Raw genomic sequence first — 17,845 nt, forward strand, 5'->3', positions numbered from 1 at the left:
TTTTGTGTTTATATCTAACTTAATGTTATATAATAAGTGCTGTAAGGAGCTGATAAACATGAGTGATAGTACTATCGCTTCTCAAATAAAAAAGCTAAGAAAAAGCAGAGGCTGGACCCAGCCACAGTTAGCCGATAAAATATCTGTTTCTAAACAAACAATTTCAAATTGGGAAACTGGGTTAAAGGTACCTCGCATGGGGGCTTTACAGAAGTTGGCTGATCTTTTTAATGTTCCTATTAGTGAAATTGTTAGTGATCAAATGGAGAATTCTTCAAATAAAGGTTCTCATACACCTAAAACTGCTGACCTGGCCGATAAAGAAACTATTTTCACATATGAGGGTAAAGAAATACCACCCGAAGATCTTGAATACATGAAGCGAATCTTACTAGGTGGGCAACATAAGTAGGTGATTGGATGGATAACGATGCAATAGCGTACTTAGAAAAGCGGGCTGTTGATTATCATATTGATGTAGATTGGACTGATGACCTTAATCCATTTACGCCACCAGCTTGTAGTGTGCTAACCCGTAAAATATTAATGAATCGAAACTGGCACAATCCTGTTTCGGTTGCTTTCCAACTGGCTCACGAAATGTCTCATATCATCAACGGCGATGATTCTGACTTTGTGTTCTACAACGCCTCCTTTACTGGAAAGCAATCCGTTGAGTACAAAGCAAATGTTGGGGCTGTTAAATTGCTAGTTCCCTACTACTATCAAGATGTCGAAAAAGAAAATGCTAATGTCTACGACTTTATTAATCAATTCGATGTTCCGTCATTCTTGGCTGGTGTAGTTCGTGAGCAAACCAAAGAATATTATGTAGGAAATTACTTTCTGTCCAAACACTGAAGACGTTAAAAGCTGAAATTATTGGGAGGCCTTATAAATGGCGAAGAAAATTAAAGATGAAAACGGAAATGTTTATGTACAGAAGAAACCATTTTACAAGCGTTTTTGGTTTTGGCTTTTAGTGGTGGTTCTGCTATTTATTGGTTTTGGAGTTGCAGGGAATGGCGGTTCTGATAATTCGACTAATAATTCATCTTCATCAAGTACTAAGCCTAATGTACCAACGAGTTATATTTCAGCATTGCATAAAGCTAAAATTTACTCAGACACAATGCACATGTCAAAACAAGGCATTTATGATCAGCTTACTTCTGACGCTGGTGAAAAGTTTAAGCCAGAGGCTGCACAATATGCTGTTGACCATTTAAAAGCAAATTGGAATAAAAATGCTTTAGAAAAAGCAAAATCGTATCAAAAAGAGCAAGATATGTCTCCGGAAGCTATTCGTGATCAGCTTACTTCAAGTGCTGGTGAGAAATTCACTCAAGAACAGGCTGACTATGCTGTAAACCATTTATCAGAATAACTTAGATAATTAAAAAAGCCCCCAGACAGCTGCAACTGTCCAGGGACCAGGGTTGATATAACATTGGCGTGTGGTATCAACCCTTTCATTATATCAAATTTAATAATGGAGGGACAATCTATGGCTAACTACAAAAAGCGTGGTAATGGTTGGCAAGCGAGAATTTCATGGTATAGCGGTGATGGCCAGCGCCATAATAAAAGCAAAGCCGGCTTCCCTACCAAGCTACTAGCCAAGCGGTGGGCTACTGAGCAGGAAGCTAAACTTAATCAGGGCATAAACATTAGCAAGAAAATCACTCTAGTCGATTACTATGACCAATGGGTTAAGACCTATAAAGAGCCCAAAGTTGCACCAATCACAATGCACTTATATCAATTGACTGGTAACCGTCTTAAAACATATTTCCCAGGAGTTAAAATTAAAGACATTACCCGAGGCCAATACCAGGAATTTATTAACTGGTATGGGAAAGACCATGCCCCACAATCCGTCAAGAAGTTAAACATGGCAGTTCGTGGCTGTGTTCAGTCTGCTATCCTTGACGACTATCTAATCAAAGACTTTACCCAAGGAGTCACCCTTACCGCCAACGACAGCAAAAAGGTTAAAGTCGACTACCTGAACTTGGCAGAAATCAAACAGCTCATTGAAGCAACGCAAGCCGGTATCACTAGACACCGCTACACTAGCCGCTATATGATTCTGACCGCCATTTATACCGGAATGCGGCTATCAGAAATTCAGGCGTTAACCTGGAAAGACATCGACTTTATTCACCACACGATTAGTATTAATAAATCATGGAACGCAACTGACCGCAGTTTCAAACCTACTAAGAACAAATCATCGGTCCGCACTATCAAGATTAACCACAAGCTAATTGCTTTATTGAAACAATTAGCAGTTGGTCGACAAAGCAACCTGGTCTTTATGAATCAGTATGGGACAGTTCCAACAAGCAATGCTGTCAATAAGACGCTCAGGAGCCTCCTGGAGGCCCTCAATATCCATCGGCGTAACTTTCACTTCCACAGTCTTAGACATAGCCACGTGGCGCTCCTGCTGGCTAAGGGCGTAGATATTTATGCGATTAGCAAAAGACTGGGCCACAGTAACACAGCAACTACAAGCCAAATCTATGCCTACTTAATTGACGAGTACAAAGACCAAACGGATAATCAAATTGTAACTATCCTGGATAACATTTGATTTTGGGGTACACTTGGGGTACAAAATGCCGTAAACACTTGATATATCAACACCCCTTATGGTCACCCGTTCCATTTAAATGGAATTCTTTAAAATCATGCAAAACAGCCCCAATCCCTTCATCAGCAAGGAGTTGGGGCTGTTAGTTTATTTTGGAAAATCACTCAAAGCCTTTTCTAGCTCTGGCCTTCGTCATTGGCAATCGACCCGGTCAAGAAAAAGTAAAGAATTAGCCAAGATTAATTCTAAAATCTTGCGGATAATTATCAGCCTATATAAACTAAAATTAAGATTAGCTTTGAGGTGATTAATTATGTTACCATTCTTTATCATTGTATTAATCCTAGCTGGAGCGTTGGTTGGTCAAATCCTTTGGGGCAACCAAAGCGAAGAACCAGTTGGTAAACACAGTGCCAAGCGAAAGGCTTAATCTTTTTTCGTTCAACAAAAGGCCGCCGCGATTCATCGTATTGATGAACCGCGGCGGCCTTTCTTTTATTGCTGGTCAAATTGTTGGTTAGCCGTCGTGACCATTTGCTGGTAAGCACTGGTAATTTCAGCGGGACTAATCTCAAAGTCAACTATCCCAAGCTTCAACAACAAGTGCCAAGCGTGACGAAGATCCTCCTGGTGGCGGCTGACATAGGCACCATTCAGTAAATTCTTAATCGCCAAATATTCGCGATTAAGGTCTGCTAACTGGTCTTTTTTGTCAGCACCGCTAATCCGTTGCCACTGTTCAGCACTCAGGACAATCAGGTGCGTCCATTGCCGTTTTGCACTAAACAGCAAGAACAAGGCCACCACCTTTACATATTGCGCCACTAACTGCTGGTGGTTTGCTGGCTGATTCACGTGCAGAACATCGGCCCAACCAGCCAGACTTGCAAAGCGGCTCAGCTGGACATCCAGCTGGAGATAAATAGTCTGCTGCCGCGTTTCAGGACCAATCAGCAATTCATAGGCATCATCGGCCGCCAGCTCGAGGTCGATTGCCTCGTGCAACAGCTTGGTAATGTCTAACTGCTCATTTGCGGTCACCTAGTTCACCCTCCTCTCGTTCTGCTTGCTCACTATCCGGTTGAAATACCTCGGTTGGCTTTTCAAAGGATTCCTCTTCATCCGCTGGCGCCACTACCAGCTTATCGGACCGGACCGCCAATTCAGCCCGGTTATTCAAATACCACTGCCGAATCAAGTTATAGTGCAGCAAGGTATCAAAGAACGAAACCCGGGAGTCAGGATCTTTAACCGCAAAGAACCACTGCTGACTGTAATCGTCCGGATCAAAGGCAATGTCTAATTTAATTCCCTGGTCCAGCATCAACTCTGCCCCATTGTTACGCGGCAAGTTCATCAGCATATAATCATTTTCTGCCGTAGCCACGAACAGGCGGTCAATCACCGTTAAGTCAAGGTCTGACCGTGCAAGGGCAAAGCGTTCCGTATTATCAGTATTAAGGATTCCCAAATTAATGGTAAAGTCAAGGTCCGTCGCTAACTCCTGTGCAAAGGCAATCAGTGGTTTTACAGCATCCCGCAGTTCTAAATCCGTATGCTTCTTGAGAGCCCGAACGATGAAGTAGTTTACCAGGGCCTGATTATTGAACTGGAAAAAGCGGTTCGCCAAATCAAGGTAAAAGAGCGGTTCTTGTTCCCCCTGCTCTGTAAAGGCCGCTTCCCCATCTTCACCAAGCTGGAACTTAAAGCTATCACTATCAGCAATCGGTTCGATCCGCGCGATAAATTGGTGCCGTGAATTTTCGGAAATCTGGATTGCATCGATACCATGCTTTTCCAGCAGGCGTCCCATAAAAATAAGATAGTAATCGACTGCTTGGTAGTGCTGTGGAAAATCAACAAAGGCGTTCTGCAAGTCCAGTTCGGCCAACTGGGTCGTCGCCGCCAACATCTCCTGAGCATCATCGGTTTCCGCTAACTGGTCTAACAACTCGACATAGTGCCGACCAAGTTTAAGGACGTCCTTAAAAGAGGCGGAGAGAGCAGTCAACCGGGCCTGTGGTGAGCTAATCATCTTATTATTGTTCATCTTCACTCACCTGCTTTTCTTCGTGACGGTCACCGTCAAGGCTTGCCAAGTAATTGGCATAAAGGTTGCGGTTTGCCAACTCAAAGTCCTCGAAACTGCCAAAAGTATCCATAATACTCTTCTGTTCATAGCTCAGAATCGTGTTTTCCTTAGATAAGGAAAGGACTACCTGCTCGTTTTCCTTAATCGTCTTGTTAGCAGTCCGGGCTTCCTGTTCTTCATCCTCGATTTTCTGCAACTGGTCGACTAATTCCTGACGGTTTTCCTTATTCTTACTGGATTCAAAAATCCCCGAGCGCGAGTTAATGTCCTCCAGCTGCTGTTCGACCTGCTGACGACGGTCTTCGCGTTCTCGTTGATGGTCAATTAAATCCTGTAAATGGTCATTCTGCTTTGAAATCTCCGCAATCCGGTCACTGTTGAAACGCTTGTTTTCTCGCGCCAATTCAAAAGACTGGCGTAGCTTTTCGTACTCGGTCGGGTCAAAGGAGAAGCGGACGTTCAAGACATCCAATTCACCAAACTGCCGCCGGTCCCACCAGTTACCAAAGTAAATCCGGTAGTGGCCGGTCTGGTACTCTTCGTAATAGAAAAACGGGTACGCCTGTCCTAGGTACTTGATCAGCTTTTCGCTTAGATAATTGCTCAGCTGGTCAGCCAGGTCATCGACTAAGCTCATGACTCCCTGGTCGTTAGGCTGTTGTTCCCGGTGTTCAATTTCCTTTGCGTACCGTTGGTTATCCAACAATTGGTAAATTTGCCGGTCCTGATGAGCCGCGATGGCTTCGTTTAACTCTTGTAAGTACTTAATCTTAATCGCCACTTGGCGTTCGATCAAGCTCCCGATCTCCACTGCTCTGTTTCCGTGTTCTTCATTCGCCATAAAGCACTAACTCCTTGTCTACATAACTAATTTAATAGTAGCCGAAAGTAATTCCAAACGATTAAATTTTCTTCATTTTTATCAAAAACTTTATAATTCCCGAAATGTCAATTTAAATTAGAAAAATGTTGAAAGCTGTTCATCTGTGACGTGACTTAGGAATACTTCAAGTGGTGTGCGGTAGTGAAGTGACTTCCGTGGAATAGTATTTCGTTTGTGCATCAGCTGGGTGATTAGTTCATCTGGTAAATTACGGAAGTCTAATCGTTTACTGAGACCGTCACGACGTAAGATACCATTATTGTTTTCATTCAGGCCGCGTTGATTGGGCGCTCCAACCTCCGCAAAATAAGTATGAAGGTCATGTTTATTGGCAATCTCACGCCAGCCCGCGAATTCCTTACCATTATCAAAGGTAATCGACTTAACGAAATGACGAGGCATTTTAGAAAGCCATTTATCCAAGTGATAGTTAACTGCTTCATCAGTTTTACGATGAACGTTAAGCACAATCATCACCTTAGATTGACGTTCCACCAAGGTCATGACCGCACCACGATGAGCTTTTCCTTGAACAGTATCAGCTTCAAAGTGACCAAACTCGTGTTGGTAGTGAGGAAAATCATGGTATCGCTGGTAAATACTCCGACCGAGATGCCCCGCCTTACCACGTCGTTCGACATAGCCATTGGGGTGTCGCTTGCCTTTCATCGGTAATTGCTGGACGGCAAAATTGTACTGTCCACGAGCAAACATCCGATAAAGTGTCCGCATACTACAGCTAATTGTCCGTTCTGCTCGACCAATGATCGTATCAGGTGTCCAGCCCGCTTTAACCTGCTCATTGATGTAGCTGATCTCATCCTTGGCTAGCTAAGCCTGCTTACGACCACAACGCTGCTTATTCCGCTGGTAAGCCTTAAGATACTGTGCAATGGTCTTACCGCTATCAAGAAATCGATAGACTCGGTAAATAGTTTCTTGGCTTCGTTTAAGCAGTTTAGCAGCTTGATAAGCCTTCGTACCTTGGTGCCAAAAATTAGCTATGAGGGTTAGTTCACGTGTGGTAAGATGTTTATAAGTCATTTGTGATGTTCCTTTACTTTTGTTTGTGGTTATTCAAAAGTCTATCACAAATGGCTTTTTTATTTTTCTAACTTAATTTTACAAACGGCGATTAGTTAACAAAACGTAAACCTAAAACCATTTTCACATATTTTACCCGTTTTTCAATAGGCGACCACGAAATCTTGGATGCAAGGCGCCCTTCCTGCCAATTTGCTTTTATTAAGAACTGAACTATAATTGAATAAGCGGGTATTATCCCGCACTTGATGGAGCGTTTCGAAAAGAGGCGAAGTTAACTATGGCATTAAGTAAGCAAGAACGTAAGGAAATGGCACGGAAGGCCATGGAAAAGCGTGGCAACAAGAAGCCTAATGGCTCTGGTTTTGCAAAACTTGACGAAGAAGCCAAGAAACTGAGTGACTAAGCTTTTTGAAGCAATCCTAGATAAAACGACTGGCAAGGTTAGTTTGTCAGTCGTTTTTCTGTTTTAAAAACAAAAAGAGGCTGGAAATTAACTCAACCTCTTTAATATCTTAAAGTTAGTAATGCTTCAGCGTAGTAGCTGGCTGGCAGTTCAAACGCTGATAAATCAGCATTTGACCAACCTAGCCATCCTTGCGGAGGTGGTACGACGAACTAGACAAGCTAGTTCTGTCCCACTCTCTTTATATTTATAGCTTAGGCTTCAACCGCCGCAATCATCCGGTCGAGCAATTCGACATCGGTCTTGCGGGAGTATATATCCATAATCTCATAAATCTGCGGAGCAGAAGTGGACCCGGTAAAGGCCAGGTTCAGTGGGAAGTACAGGTTCCGGCCCTTAACACCGGTTTCCTTACCAACTTCCTTGATAGCCTGGCTGTAATCCAAGTCGTCACCACCATTGACCAGCTTATCCTTCAGGCCGTTCAGTACGGCTAAAACGTCTTCCTTGGCGAAGTCTTCATTATCAACGATTTGGTCGTAGTTGAAGTGTTCGTCCAGGACATTGTAGTAACTCCAGGCGTATTCAATGACTTCGAGGAGCTTGTTAACGTCGCGCTGGTGAACATGAATGGTCTTCTTGAGCAATTCCCGGAGTTCGTCTTCAGGAATTGATTGCAAGCGTTGTGCTTCTTCGGTTTCGCCTTCCTTAACCAGTTCCATCGTCCGGTCTGCCAGCTCGTCGACGTCCATCTGCTTGATGTATTGGGCGTTCATCCAGTCCAGCTTCTTTTGGTCAAAGTATGCTGGAGCCTTGGACATCCGCTCCGGATCATAAACCTTGATCAATTCATCCTTAGAGTAGATTTCCCGTTCGCCCTTTGGTGACCAGCCCAAGAAAGCAATGAAGTTAAAGATGGCTTCTGGCAGGTAACCGTGCTTCTTGTATTCGTTGATGAACTGTAAGGTATCCTTGTCCCGCTTACTGAGCTTCTTCCGTGTCTTAGGGTTGAAGATCAATGGGATGTGGCAGAAGACTGGGTGTTCCCAACCCAGTGCTTCGTAAATCGCCATCTGCTTTGGCGTGTTGGAGATGTGGTCAGCACCACGTAAGACATGGGTAATGTCCATCGTGTGGTCGTCAACAACTACGGCAAAGTTGTAGGTTGGCATCCCATCACTCTTTTCAATGATGAAGTCTCCACCAAGGTTGTCAGAGTTGAAGGAAACGTGACCCCGGGCGATGTCGTCCCATTGGTATTCGTGGTCCTTTGGGAAGTGGAAGCGGATTGTCGGCTTCAAGCCCTTCGCTTCGGCTGCCTTTTGTTCCTCTTCACTCCGGCCGTACCAGCGGCCATCATAGTGCGGCGCTTCCTTGTTAGCCCGTTGCCGTTCACGCATTTCCTGAAGTTCTTCTTCAGTCGTGTAGTCCTTGTAGGCAATCCCCTTGTCCAGCAATTCCTGGATGTACTTGTGGTAAATTCCCTGGGCGTTCCGTTCACTTTGCCGGTATGGAGCATACTTTGGATTAGGCTTGTTTGGGCCCTCATCCCAGTCGATACCTAGCCAGTGCAGGTTTTCCCGCTGGCTGTCTTCACCAGACTGGACGTTCCGCTTAGTATCCGTATCTTCAATCCGCAGAACCATCGTTCCGTTAAAGTGACGTGCAAATAAGTAGTTAAATAATGCTGATTGGGCATTTCCAATATGCAGGAAGCCTGTTGGACTAGGTGCATACCGAACTCTGACCTTTTGATCCATTATTTCGATTCTCCTTTAGTAACTTGTTAGCAGCCATCATGACTGCCGGTGCAACAAATATAATTTTATCTGAATGTCCTAATTTGTCAATGCAAGAGCCAGCTGAACCGCATCCCCCCCCCGGATATTCATTCCCGGTCGCTGACTCCATCACCGCCCGTCTGAGTGGAAAACCACCAACTTAAAAAGAGGCTGACACTTCAGCCGAAGTCCCAACCTCCTTAATATTAGTACTTTTCCATGTAACGTTGCCGTTCCCAATCAGAAACGTGCTGGCGGTAGGCATCGTATTCGCGGGTCTTAGCTTCCATAAAGCTGTGGTAGATGTGGTCACCCATCGAACCCTTGACAACTTCATCCTTAGCCAGCGACTTCAGGGCATTGTGCAAGGTGTCTGGCAGGTTGCGCACATCCTTTTCCACCCGTTCCTTACTGGTCATCTGGTAGATGTTTTCATCGACTTCGTGAATGGCTGGCAGTTCGTTCCGCAAGCCATCCAGCCCGGCTTCCAGCACGGCCGCAATTGCCAGGTAAGGGTTGGCAGACGGATCAGCAGAACGCAATTCTACCCGCGTTCCCATTCCCCGGTCACTTGGGATCCGAATCAGTGGTGACCGGTTCGAAGTGGACCAGGCAACGTATACCGGTGCTTCAAAGCCTGGAACCAACCGCTTGTAGGAGTTGACGATTGGGTTGCAGACAGCGGTGTAGGCCCGGGCGTGCTTCATTAACCCGCCGAGGAAGTGGTAGGCCGTTTGGGATAACTGCCGTTCATCCTCCGGATCAAAGAAGGCGTTGTCACCGTTTTGCGTGAAGAGGGACATGTTGAGGTGCATCCCCGAACCGTTGATTCCAGAAAGTGGCTTCGGCATGAAGGTCGCGTGCAGGCCATACTTCTTAGCAATCGTCTTTACAATCAGCTTAAAGGTCTGGATGTTGTCGGCAGCTTCGAGGGCATCGGAATACTTGAAGTCCACCTCATGCTGTCCGGGAGCAACTTCGTGGTGGGCCGCTTCCACATCAAAGCCCATCTTTTCCAGTGCTATAACGATATCCCGACGGCAGTCTTCACCCCGGTCAGCCGGTTCCATATCAAAGTAGTTTTCCTGGTCGTTAACCGTCTGCGTAGGGTTTCCCTGCTCATCAGTCTTGAAAAGGAAGAATTCGGGTTCCGGTCCAATGTTGAAGTCCTTGAAGCCCATCTTTTGCATATCTTTAAGAACCCGCTTCAAGTTATTCCGGGGATCACCAGCAAACGGTTCACCATCAACCGTCTGCACACTGCAGATTACCCGGGCAACCTTCCCGTGCTCAGCCCCCCATGGGAAGACCAGCCAAGTTGACATATCTGGGTACAGGTACATATCACTTTCTTCAATCCGGACAAAGCCGTCAATTGAAGAACCGTCAAACATAATTTTATTATCCATCAACTTGTCAAGCTGACTGACCGGTAAGTCAACGCTCTTAATCGTCCCCAGCATATCGGTAAACATTACCCGCAAGAAGCGAATGTTTTCGTCCTTGACCATCTTGCGAACTTCATCTTTTGATAATTCACGCTTTGCCATATCTTCCATTCCCTTTCAATCAATCTATGCTCTCTGCCATTCTTAACAATCTGAAGTCAGAGCTGGTTAGTGCGGTTCCCCCTAACGGATCTTCGCGAATAATTATAAGCAGCTCCACTTCAATACGGTTATTAGAATAACAACCCCAACCGGGCAAGTCAATTTAATTCCAGAACTTTTAGCCAATTATAATCAAATTTGTTCGTCAGCTTTACTTTTTTAACCAATCATCGACGACCGACTTAATATCTTGAATCGTATCCTGCCCGCTAACCAGGTCAAACCAGTGTACCGGCATCCGGTTCCTAAACCAGGTGAGCTGTCGTTTCGCATAGTGGCGCGAGTCCAACTTGATTTTGGCAACCGCCTCATCCAGGCTGCACCGGCCCGCAAAGTAGTCAAAAAGTTCGTGGTAGCCAATTCCCTTTCCCGCTGGCAGCTGGGGGCCGCCTTGCTCATACAGCCAGCGTGTTTCCTCTACCAGTCCATGGTGAACCATCTGATCCACCCGGGCGTTGATACGGTCATACAGGACCGGCCGGGCAGTATTAAGGCCAATCAGTAGGAAGTCCGCCTGCCGTTCTCCCTGTGGCTGCTCGGAAAAAGGCCGTCCCGTTTTTTCAATCACTTCCAGGGCCCGAACTAACCGCCGCTGGTTGCCAACCGGAATTTTCCTGCTAGCGGCCGGGTCAAGCTGCGCCAGCTGCTCCCACAGGTAAGCATTCCCCTTCTCCGCGGCAAGCCGTTCCCAGCGAGCCCGGATTGGCGATTCCTCACCTTCGCCCTCGTCCTGGTCATCCCCTAAGGCCAGGTTGTCAGTGAGGCTCTGAATATACAATCCCGTTCCCCCCGCGATAATTGGGAGGCGGTGGCGCTGAGTGATCTCCTCAATCCACCGACTGGCCTCCTGCTTAAAGCGGGCCGCCGAATACTGCTGGTCAACGTCGCAAATATCGATTAAGTGATGGGGAATCCCCGCCCTTTCCGCAGGCGTGACTTTTGCGGTCCCGATATCCAAGTGCCGGTAAACCTGCATAGAGTCGCCGGAAATCACCTCCCCGTCTTCCTGACGCGCTAATTCGATTGAAAGTGCCGTTTTACCGACCGCGGTCGGACCAACGATTGCAATTACTTTATCCATAACCAACTTCCTTATAAACTCGTAAATTTTCTGATAATGACTGGCAAAAACGGCCTTCTTCGCTCATAATAGTGGTAAGTTAACTAATAAGGAGGAATGCCTGATGAAACAAGTTACCAAAGGATTTTTGATTGGTACCGCCTCAACTCTTGCCGCAATCGCCAGCGGGGTGTTTGCTTTTCACAAGACCGTGATTAAGCCGGTCGAAGAAGAAGAAATTAAATTTGATGAGAACCGCCGGGCAGCTAACCGGAAAAACCGGTCCGCACACCAACTTTAATTACCTTCACTATTATATAAAAAATGGCATGGTGACCAACTGCGATCACCATGCCATTTTTTTAATACTTGGCTTTCTTTGTCTTGCCATCCCACTCCCGGTAGCCATCGCGAAGAATGTAAAGGTTGTGGTAGCCATGCTTACCCAGAAACGCTACCGCCTGCGTACTCAGCGTCATCGTTTCATCATAGAGGTAGATCGGCATATCCTTTCGCAATTCACCATACTGCTGCCGCAGGTAGATGTACGGCAGGTTGCGGGCGCCCAAGATGTGCCCAGCTTTAAAGTCATTTTCCTGGCGGAGGTCAATCACCTGGGCCTTCCGCATTCCCTTTCGGAAGTCCTCCTGGTCTAGAACGGTTGCATAATGTTTCCGGCGCCAGTTTTGGAAGCCCCAGCTAAACAACCATACTAGGATGATTACCGCCACTAGGAGGTTAATCGTCAATAACGTTTTACTAATTCCTAAAATCACTTTTCCCGCTCCTTATTTAGGCTTCTGCAAATTGACGGGCCAGTGAAGCGGCACCGATTACCCCGGCGTCGTTTCCTAATTCAGCCAGCTTCAGAGTTGTGGAAGTCCGCACAGTCGGGAAGGCAAATTGTTCAAAGTTCTTTTGAACCCGCTTCAAGAGGAAGTCCCCCGCAGCGGAAACCCCACCACCGATAACCAGGAATTCTGGGTTCAGGGCATTGGATAAGTTTGCACAGGCTAATCCCAGGTAGAAGGCCACTTCGTCAACAACGGTGTTGGCGAGGTAGTCGTTTTGCTTGGCAAGGTCAAAGACAATCTTAGAGGTGATTTCATCGCCGTTGTCGATCATGGCCTTCAACCGGCTGTTCCCCTCGTATTCTTCTGCCTTGTCCTGGGCGATGTGAACAACCCCGGTAGCGGAAGCATACTGTTCCAGACAACCGTGGTTACCACAAGTACACAGGTATCCATTTGGCTTAACAATCATGTGACCAACTTCACCACCAGCACCGACAATTCCGTGAACCAGCTTACCGTTGGAAATCAGGCCACCACCGACACCGGTCCCCAGAGTAATGAAGGCCACATCGTCACCTTCATTGCCGGCACCCTTCCAACGTTCACCCAGCGCAGCAACGTTGGCGTCGTTGTCCAGAGCAAACTTCATGCCGGTGCCCTCTTCAATCTGTTCCTTAACGTGCTGAGTGGTCTTCCAGTTCAAATTGAAGGCCCCCACGACGGTACCTTCTTCCCGGTCAATGGTTCCAGGGGTCCCCATCCCGATTCCGATGAACTGGTCCGGACTCATCTTGTAAAGGTCCAGGTGGTGGTTAATCGAATCAATGATATCAGGAACAATGTGGGAACCATCATCCAAAATGTTAGTCCGAATTGACCACTTCTGTTGAATTTCCCCATCCTGCGTCAGGATTGCAAACTTAATCGTGGTCCCACCAAGATCTACACCAAATAACTTTTTTGCCATGTTTTCTTCCTCCTCAAAACTTTCACTCTATTTAATACAAACGGCCACTTTTTTCCCGGAACTGCTCCTCACGGTGTTCCTTTCGTAGGACAATCTTCGCTTTCATGTACACCTGCCGGTCAATTACCCCCGATTGGTAGAGGTTATCCAGCTCAATCGCCATCAGCTCGATGTCGTACAACCGTTTGCCCACATACACAAAGACGTTAAACTCTTTTAATAACTGCTGGACATCGTATAGTGTCCGGTATTCACGCGGTAAACTTGCCATTTAATCAGCTCACTTTTATAAACAGGACCAGGATACCAGCCACCAGGACCAGGGTAGCTAACGTCCGTTCGATGACGTTCACCCGTCCTAAGCGGGGTGCCCCGACCAGGTAGGCCAGTAGGAAACCACCGATAAAGCCGCCGAGGTGCCCCGCAAGGTCGATCCCCGGTACCATCAAATCGGTCACGATATTCAGGACTACCAGAATCAAAAACTGCTGACTCAGCATTCGCAACGCCTGATTTTCCCGGAAACTGGCCCCTAACATGATGAAGGCACCAAACAACCCGAAAATCCCGGTACTTGCACCGGCCGAAATCCCGGCTGGCAGCCAGTAGGCACTCATCAGGTTTCCGACCACTGCACTGCCCAGGTAAATTACCAGCAGCCGCCAATGACCAAAAAGCTGTTCAATGTACATTCCAATAAAGTACAGGGTAATACTATTGATCAGCAGGTGCGCAAAACCGATGTGAACGAAGACGGGCGTAATCAACCGCCACCATTCACCGGCTTGCAGGGCGGCCGACTGTAAGGCACCAAACCGGAGCAGCACTGCCGGGTTTGTCGACCCACCGGCTAGGGTCATCAGCAGGTAGATAATTACCTGAATCGCAATCAGCGTGACCGTAACCGGGTTGTCCTTCCACACACTATTCCTCATCAACTAACGCTCCGCTAGCGTGAGAACCTGGTCAACCGGTTGGTCGTGCGCCTCACTCACCCATTCATCAGCATCAGCCAGTTGAGTTGGCAAGGCCAGGGCAATGGTTTTCCCATGGTAATTAGTCAGGTAGCGGTCATAGTAGCCCCCACCAAACCCTAGCCGGCGGCCAGTCGCCGTAAAGGCTACTCCGGGAACGACCATCAGGTCAATTTCATCCGGTCCGAAAACACGGCCCTCCTTCGGCTCAAGAATACCAAAGCCGGATTCCTCAAAGGTCGAGTTTTCCTTTAGCTCAACAAACTCCATCTGCCGCTTGGGTAGGGTTCGGGGAACCACTACTGTCCGCCCCTCATGCCGGGCATGAAGAATTAACGGGGCCGTGTCAATTTCAAACGATTGACTAAGGGTCAAGGCAATGACCTTGGCCCCCATCCATGCCGCCTGGTCATACAGTTCCGATGCCAGCGCCTGTTCCTCTTTCAGACGGGTGTTAACATCCAACTGTTGAAGCCGGGCGATGTAAGCCTGACGTAGTTCTGACTTTGAAGACGTCATTATTCTACAATCTCCCCTTTATACTAAGATGATAAACGGTTTCAACAATTTATTATCACCGCTCGTTATCTTTTTTGCAAGCGTTTTTTCTAGTTCTCACTTAATTTACAGCCGGGCTATTTTTGGTCTAGGCGGTCGTAGAGGGCCACTAGCTCTTCCGCCAGGTCAACATAGGTGATTGCCGTCATCAAATGGTCTTGGGCGTGAACAAGCAAGAGGGTCAGCTGGACAGTCTTTCCCTGGGCCTCAGCCGTCAACATGGTCGTCTGCACGTTATGGGCCGCAGTCAGTTTTTCCCGGGCTGCGGTGAGTTTTTCCTTTGCCAGGTCAAGGTCACCATTACGGGCTGCGGTGAGCGCTTGGTGCGCCAAGTCCTTGGCATCCCCCGCGCTGACCATCAGCTGCATCGCCTGACCAATACTTTCGTTATCATTTTCTGCTGCCATTCGTTCTTCCTCGCTTCTTATAGTCCCTTGTGACAAAAAAATCCCGCTAATAGCACAGGCTATTGGCAGGATTAGTAAACTAATTACTTAGTTTCACGGTGTAAGGTCACCTTTTGTTCCCGTGGGCAGTACTTGTTTAATTCAAGACGGTCGGGATTGTGACGACGGTTCTTACTCGTCAGGTAAGTCCGTTCGTGGCATGAAGTACATTCAAGTGTAATGTTGACACGCATGAGTTGAAACCTCCAAACTTATTTTTAATCTTTAAATGGTTATTTATCGTAACCCTAACTCGTACAACTATATCATTTATTAGCAATTTTGGCTAGTGCTTTGTCAAAGTTTGTTAAGGAAAAAGCCTTGACAGGAATCTGAGTGACCATTAATTGCTGCTATCATCGGCTTCGCTCGAATTCCGAACCGTCTTCCAGTAGGCCTGGAAAATCTGCTTAGCCATCGTGATGTTCGCTTCCCCGTTATCGTTGGTTGCTCCCGGAATTGCCAGGGCCACAACTACCTGTGGGTGGTTCGAAGGTGAGTAACCGGCGAAACTCAAAGTTGTAGTTTCGTGTCCATCTGAAACCGTCTGAGCAGTCCCGGTCTTCCCAGAGATTGACGGCTTAACACTAGCCAAGTTCTTGGCAGTCACGTAAGCGTTGGTCCCATGGGTAACCAGGTACAGCCCCTGGTGAACAACTTCAAAGTAGGACTTCGGTGCTGGAATCACTTGCTGGACCTGTGGCTGAGTCGTGTATTGAACCGGCCCCAACTCACCATTGCTCTTGGTCCCCCGAATCTGCTTAACCACGTAAGGCCGCATCCGGTTCCCGCCATTAGCAATCGTTGACATGTACTGAGCCAGCTGGATAGTGGTGTACCCGTCATAGTTCCCGTAGGCCAAGTCCAACGCGGAAACGATGTGCTTTGCATCAGACGGCCCTTCGTAACCGGTCGTCTCACCCGGAAGGTCGATCCCGGTCTTCTGCCCCAGACCAAACATATTAAAGAAGTAGCGTTCCTTTTGGAAGATACTTGGCTTCATGGTTACCTGCATGCCCGGCGTGTAGTCCATCTTTCCTTCCTTCATTGCAATCTGCATCATGTAGGAGTTCGACGAAACTTCCAGGGCGGTTGCGGCGTCTACCGCCATATTGGCCCCACCATTATGGTTAAACCATGAACTCTTCTGCGTGCTGTTAACCCGGATTGGCTTATCAACCAGGGTGCTGTTTTCGGGGGTAATTACCCCACTCATTAACCCGCCCATCACGGTCGCCGGCTTCACAACCGATCCCATCGTAATTGGCTGGTTAATCGCCCCGATTGGGTTGGTCGTCTGCTTTCCCGTCTTGGTATTCCGGCTGATTCCAGCCATTGCCAGGACGGCTCCCGTATTCGGGTCCATTACCACGGCATAGACACCAGAAGAATAGGCGTTCCCAGCGGCCGCATAGTTTTGTTCCAGAATCTGTTGAACCTGTTTCTGGAACTTGGAGTTAATGGTTAGGACCAAGTTATCCCCTTTCTTACCAGGGTATTTCAACTTTTCCTTCGTTACACTATTACCGCTAGTCGTAACCTCGGTTTGAGACTTGGAACCAGCAAGCGTGGCCTGGAAGCCCTTTTCTAAGTAACTTTGACCAACGCTGTCGTTTCGAGAATAGCCTTGCGAAAGGAGTGAGTTGACCTCATCACTTGGCAACCCAGCCGTCGACATGCCACCGGTTAGAGCTTGAATTTCCTTTCCCTGAGGATAGTTCCGGGTCCAGGCCGTTCCAATCTTAACTCCCGGCATTTCACTCAGGTGTTCCCCAACCTCCGAAAGCTCCCGAGAAGTCACTCCGGTTTCCTTGATATAGGTCGTCGAAAGCGAGTAGGCGCCGCTCATCGCCGCGTAAATTCGCGCATTATTCTTCTGCTGGGCAGTCAGGCGCCAAGCAGACGGGTGCGCGCTCAGGTAATCGAGGGCTTTATTATACTGCGCATCGTCGGAATCAGTCTCAGAGGTCTTAACGTGCTTCAAGACTTCCTTTAAGCGGCTGCTATCGGCAAGGTAGTAGTCCTCCTGGTTCCGCTTGGTCAACCGCGAATCCTTATTAGAGACCGTCACGTACCGGCCCAGACGGTTGGCAATCTTGTAAAGGTCGTCTGTCGAAACGTTAGCGCCTTTAGTATAAGTGATTGCCTGGTGCGTCTGGTTACCCACCAGCACCTTTCCCTGGCTGTCATAGATCATCCCCCGCTGAACATTATTGGTCTGGATTGTAGTATCTGACCGTTTAACCTCAGCTTTGTAGGCGGTCCCGTTTAGCACCTGTAAGTAAAACAGGCGGCCAGCAAGGGCCAAAAGCAAAATCCCAACAACCCACAACAGGAAGTTCAGTCGAAAGGGAATAATCGACTGAGCGTTGCGGTTTTTACTATTACGGTGCGAACTAATTGCACTCTTCATTCGCTCAAAAATTTTCACCGGATCAACTTCTCCTTCATCATAGTGAATACTATTTTACCGTTGGCGAGGTCCTAATTTCAAGCAGTCGCTCTTCCTCATTAGGCCCACCAGTCACTAACAAAAAAATAATACTCTTTATTTGTTCAAAAATGAACTCCTTCTGCACAGATTTACTTAATTTTAACTTCCTTGTCGAATTTAAATTAGCGATTCGTTAT

Annotated in this window: 20 protein-coding genes and 1 pseudogene; 6 read left to right on the forward strand and 15 right to left on the reverse strand. The window is 47.3% G+C overall.

Going from position 1 to position 17,845, the window contains the following annotated elements:
* Positions 1-58 precede the first annotated feature (58 nt).
* From N4599_RS02745 to N4599_RS02760, 4 genes are all read left to right on the forward strand, one after another.
* Positions 59-412, forward strand: coding sequence for a helix-turn-helix transcriptional regulator (locus N4599_RS02745; protein ID WP_242363096.1), 354 nt, complete (start codon positions 59-61; stop codon positions 410-412).
* 8 nt (positions 413-420) lie between these two features.
* Positions 421-861, forward strand: a complete 441-nt coding sequence (locus tag N4599_RS02750) for an ImmA/IrrE family metallo-endopeptidase (protein WP_260901828.1) — start codon at positions 421-423, stop codon at positions 859-861.
* Between the two features lie 37 nt (positions 862-898).
* Complete coding sequence (locus N4599_RS02755) at positions 899-1,387, forward strand: Ltp family lipoprotein (RefSeq protein ID WP_260901832.1); 489 nt, start codon at positions 899-901, stop codon at positions 1,385-1,387.
* A gap of 120 nt (positions 1,388-1,507) precedes the next feature.
* Positions 1,508-2,599: a tyrosine-type recombinase/integrase gene (locus tag N4599_RS02760; protein WP_260901834.1), complete on the forward strand. Its 1,092-nt coding sequence runs from the start codon at positions 1,508-1,510 to the stop codon at positions 2,597-2,599.
* Between the two features lie 495 nt (positions 2,600-3,094).
* On the opposite strand, the gene N4599_RS02765 is transcribed toward N4599_RS02760, so the two are convergent.
* From N4599_RS02765 to N4599_RS02780, 4 genes and pseudogenes are all read right to left on the reverse strand, one after another.
* Positions 3,095-3,640 (reverse strand): hypothetical protein, encoded by a 546-nt coding sequence (locus tag N4599_RS02765; RefSeq protein WP_260901835.1) that lies wholly within the window; start codon positions 3,638-3,640, stop codon positions 3,095-3,097.
* Entirely contained in the window at positions 3,627-4,649 is a 1,023-nt protein-coding gene (locus tag N4599_RS02770; protein ID WP_191364126.1) for a hypothetical protein, read from the reverse strand. The genes N4599_RS02765 and N4599_RS02770 overlap by 14 nt, the downstream gene beginning before the upstream one ends.
* Positions 4,639-5,532, reverse strand: a complete 894-nt coding sequence (locus N4599_RS02775; RefSeq protein ID WP_260901836.1) for an exonuclease SbcC — start codon at positions 5,530-5,532, stop codon at positions 4,639-4,641. The genes N4599_RS02770 and N4599_RS02775 overlap by 11 nt, the downstream gene beginning before the upstream one ends.
* A gap of 117 nt (positions 5,533-5,649) precedes the next feature.
* Positions 5,650-6,618, reverse strand: a pseudogene (locus N4599_RS02780) (IS30 family transposase).
* Between the two features lie 280 nt (positions 6,619-6,898).
* Between N4599_RS02780 and N4599_RS02785 the strand changes: the two are divergent.
* The gene (locus tag N4599_RS02785; RefSeq protein WP_003712584.1) at positions 6,899-7,024 is read left to right on the forward strand and encodes a hypothetical protein; all 126 of its coding nucleotides are present in this window, start codon (positions 6,899-6,901) and stop codon (positions 7,022-7,024) included.
* 254 nt (positions 7,025-7,278) lie between these two features.
* On the opposite strand, the gene gltX is transcribed toward N4599_RS02785, so the two are convergent.
* From gltX to miaA, 3 genes are all read right to left on the reverse strand, one after another.
* Positions 7,279-8,784, reverse strand: a complete 1,506-nt coding sequence (gene gltX / locus N4599_RS02790; protein ID WP_191363876.1) for a glutamate--tRNA ligase — start codon at positions 8,782-8,784, stop codon at positions 7,279-7,281.
* A gap of 227 nt (positions 8,785-9,011) precedes the next feature.
* Positions 9,012-10,355 carry a glutamine synthetase family protein gene (locus N4599_RS02795; protein ID WP_191363875.1) on the reverse strand — a complete coding sequence of 448 codons (1,344 nt, stop codon included), beginning with the start codon at positions 10,353-10,355 and terminating at the stop codon, positions 9,012-9,014.
* Positions 10,356-10,566: 211 nt separating this feature from the next.
* Positions 10,567-11,496, reverse strand: a complete 930-nt coding sequence (gene miaA / locus N4599_RS02800) for a tRNA (adenosine(37)-N6)-dimethylallyltransferase MiaA (protein ID WP_191363874.1) — start codon at positions 11,494-11,496, stop codon at positions 10,567-10,569.
* Positions 11,497-11,599: 103 nt separating this feature from the next.
* On the opposite strand from miaA, the gene N4599_RS02805 reads away from it, so the two are divergent.
* A complete protein-coding gene (locus tag N4599_RS02805; RefSeq protein WP_191363873.1) occupies positions 11,600-11,776 on the forward strand; it encodes a DUF3042 family protein in 177 nt (58 codons plus the stop codon).
* A gap of 61 nt (positions 11,777-11,837) precedes the next feature.
* On the opposite strand, the gene N4599_RS02810 is transcribed toward N4599_RS02805, so the two are convergent.
* From N4599_RS02810 to N4599_RS02845, 8 genes are all read right to left on the reverse strand, one after another.
* Positions 11,838-12,251 carry a rhodanese-like domain-containing protein gene (locus N4599_RS02810; RefSeq protein ID WP_260901841.1) on the reverse strand — a complete coding sequence of 138 codons (414 nt, stop codon included), beginning with the start codon at positions 12,249-12,251 and terminating at the stop codon, positions 11,838-11,840.
* 16 nt (positions 12,252-12,267) lie between these two features.
* The gene (locus N4599_RS02815; RefSeq protein WP_056984689.1) at positions 12,268-13,236 is read right to left on the reverse strand and encodes an ROK family glucokinase; all 969 of its coding nucleotides are present in this window, start codon (positions 13,234-13,236) and stop codon (positions 12,268-12,270) included.
* Positions 13,237-13,267: 31 nt separating this feature from the next.
* On the reverse strand, positions 13,268-13,507 hold the full coding sequence (locus tag N4599_RS02820; protein ID WP_003714561.1) for a YqgQ family protein: 240 nt from the start codon (positions 13,505-13,507) through the stop codon (positions 13,268-13,270).
* 4 nt (positions 13,508-13,511) lie between these two features.
* The gene (locus N4599_RS02825; RefSeq protein WP_191363871.1) at positions 13,512-14,171 is read right to left on the reverse strand and encodes a rhomboid family intramembrane serine protease; all 660 of its coding nucleotides are present in this window, start codon (positions 14,169-14,171) and stop codon (positions 13,512-13,514) included.
* 3 nt (positions 14,172-14,174) lie between these two features.
* Positions 14,175-14,729, reverse strand: coding sequence for a 5-formyltetrahydrofolate cyclo-ligase (locus N4599_RS02830; RefSeq protein ID WP_191363870.1), 555 nt, complete (start codon positions 14,727-14,729; stop codon positions 14,175-14,177).
* A 116-nt stretch (positions 14,730-14,845) separates the two neighbouring features.
* Positions 14,846-15,175 (reverse strand): PTS lactose/cellobiose transporter subunit IIA, encoded by a 330-nt coding sequence (locus N4599_RS02835; protein WP_191363869.1) that lies wholly within the window; start codon positions 15,173-15,175, stop codon positions 14,846-14,848.
* An 83-nt stretch (positions 15,176-15,258) separates the two neighbouring features.
* Complete coding sequence (rpmG, locus tag N4599_RS02840; protein ID WP_003664049.1) at positions 15,259-15,408, reverse strand: 50S ribosomal protein L33; 150 nt, start codon at positions 15,406-15,408, stop codon at positions 15,259-15,261.
* 149 nt (positions 15,409-15,557) lie between these two features.
* The gene (locus N4599_RS02845) at positions 15,558-17,627 is read right to left on the reverse strand and encodes a peptidoglycan D,D-transpeptidase FtsI family protein (protein ID WP_191363878.1); all 2,070 of its coding nucleotides are present in this window, start codon (positions 17,625-17,627) and stop codon (positions 15,558-15,560) included.
* Between the last annotated feature and the right edge of the window lie 218 nt (positions 17,628-17,845).

This window comes from Limosilactobacillus oris, from assembly GCF_025311495.1.
In the GTDB taxonomy this organism is placed as follows: domain Bacteria; phylum Bacillota; class Bacilli; order Lactobacillales; family Lactobacillaceae; genus Limosilactobacillus; species Limosilactobacillus oris_A.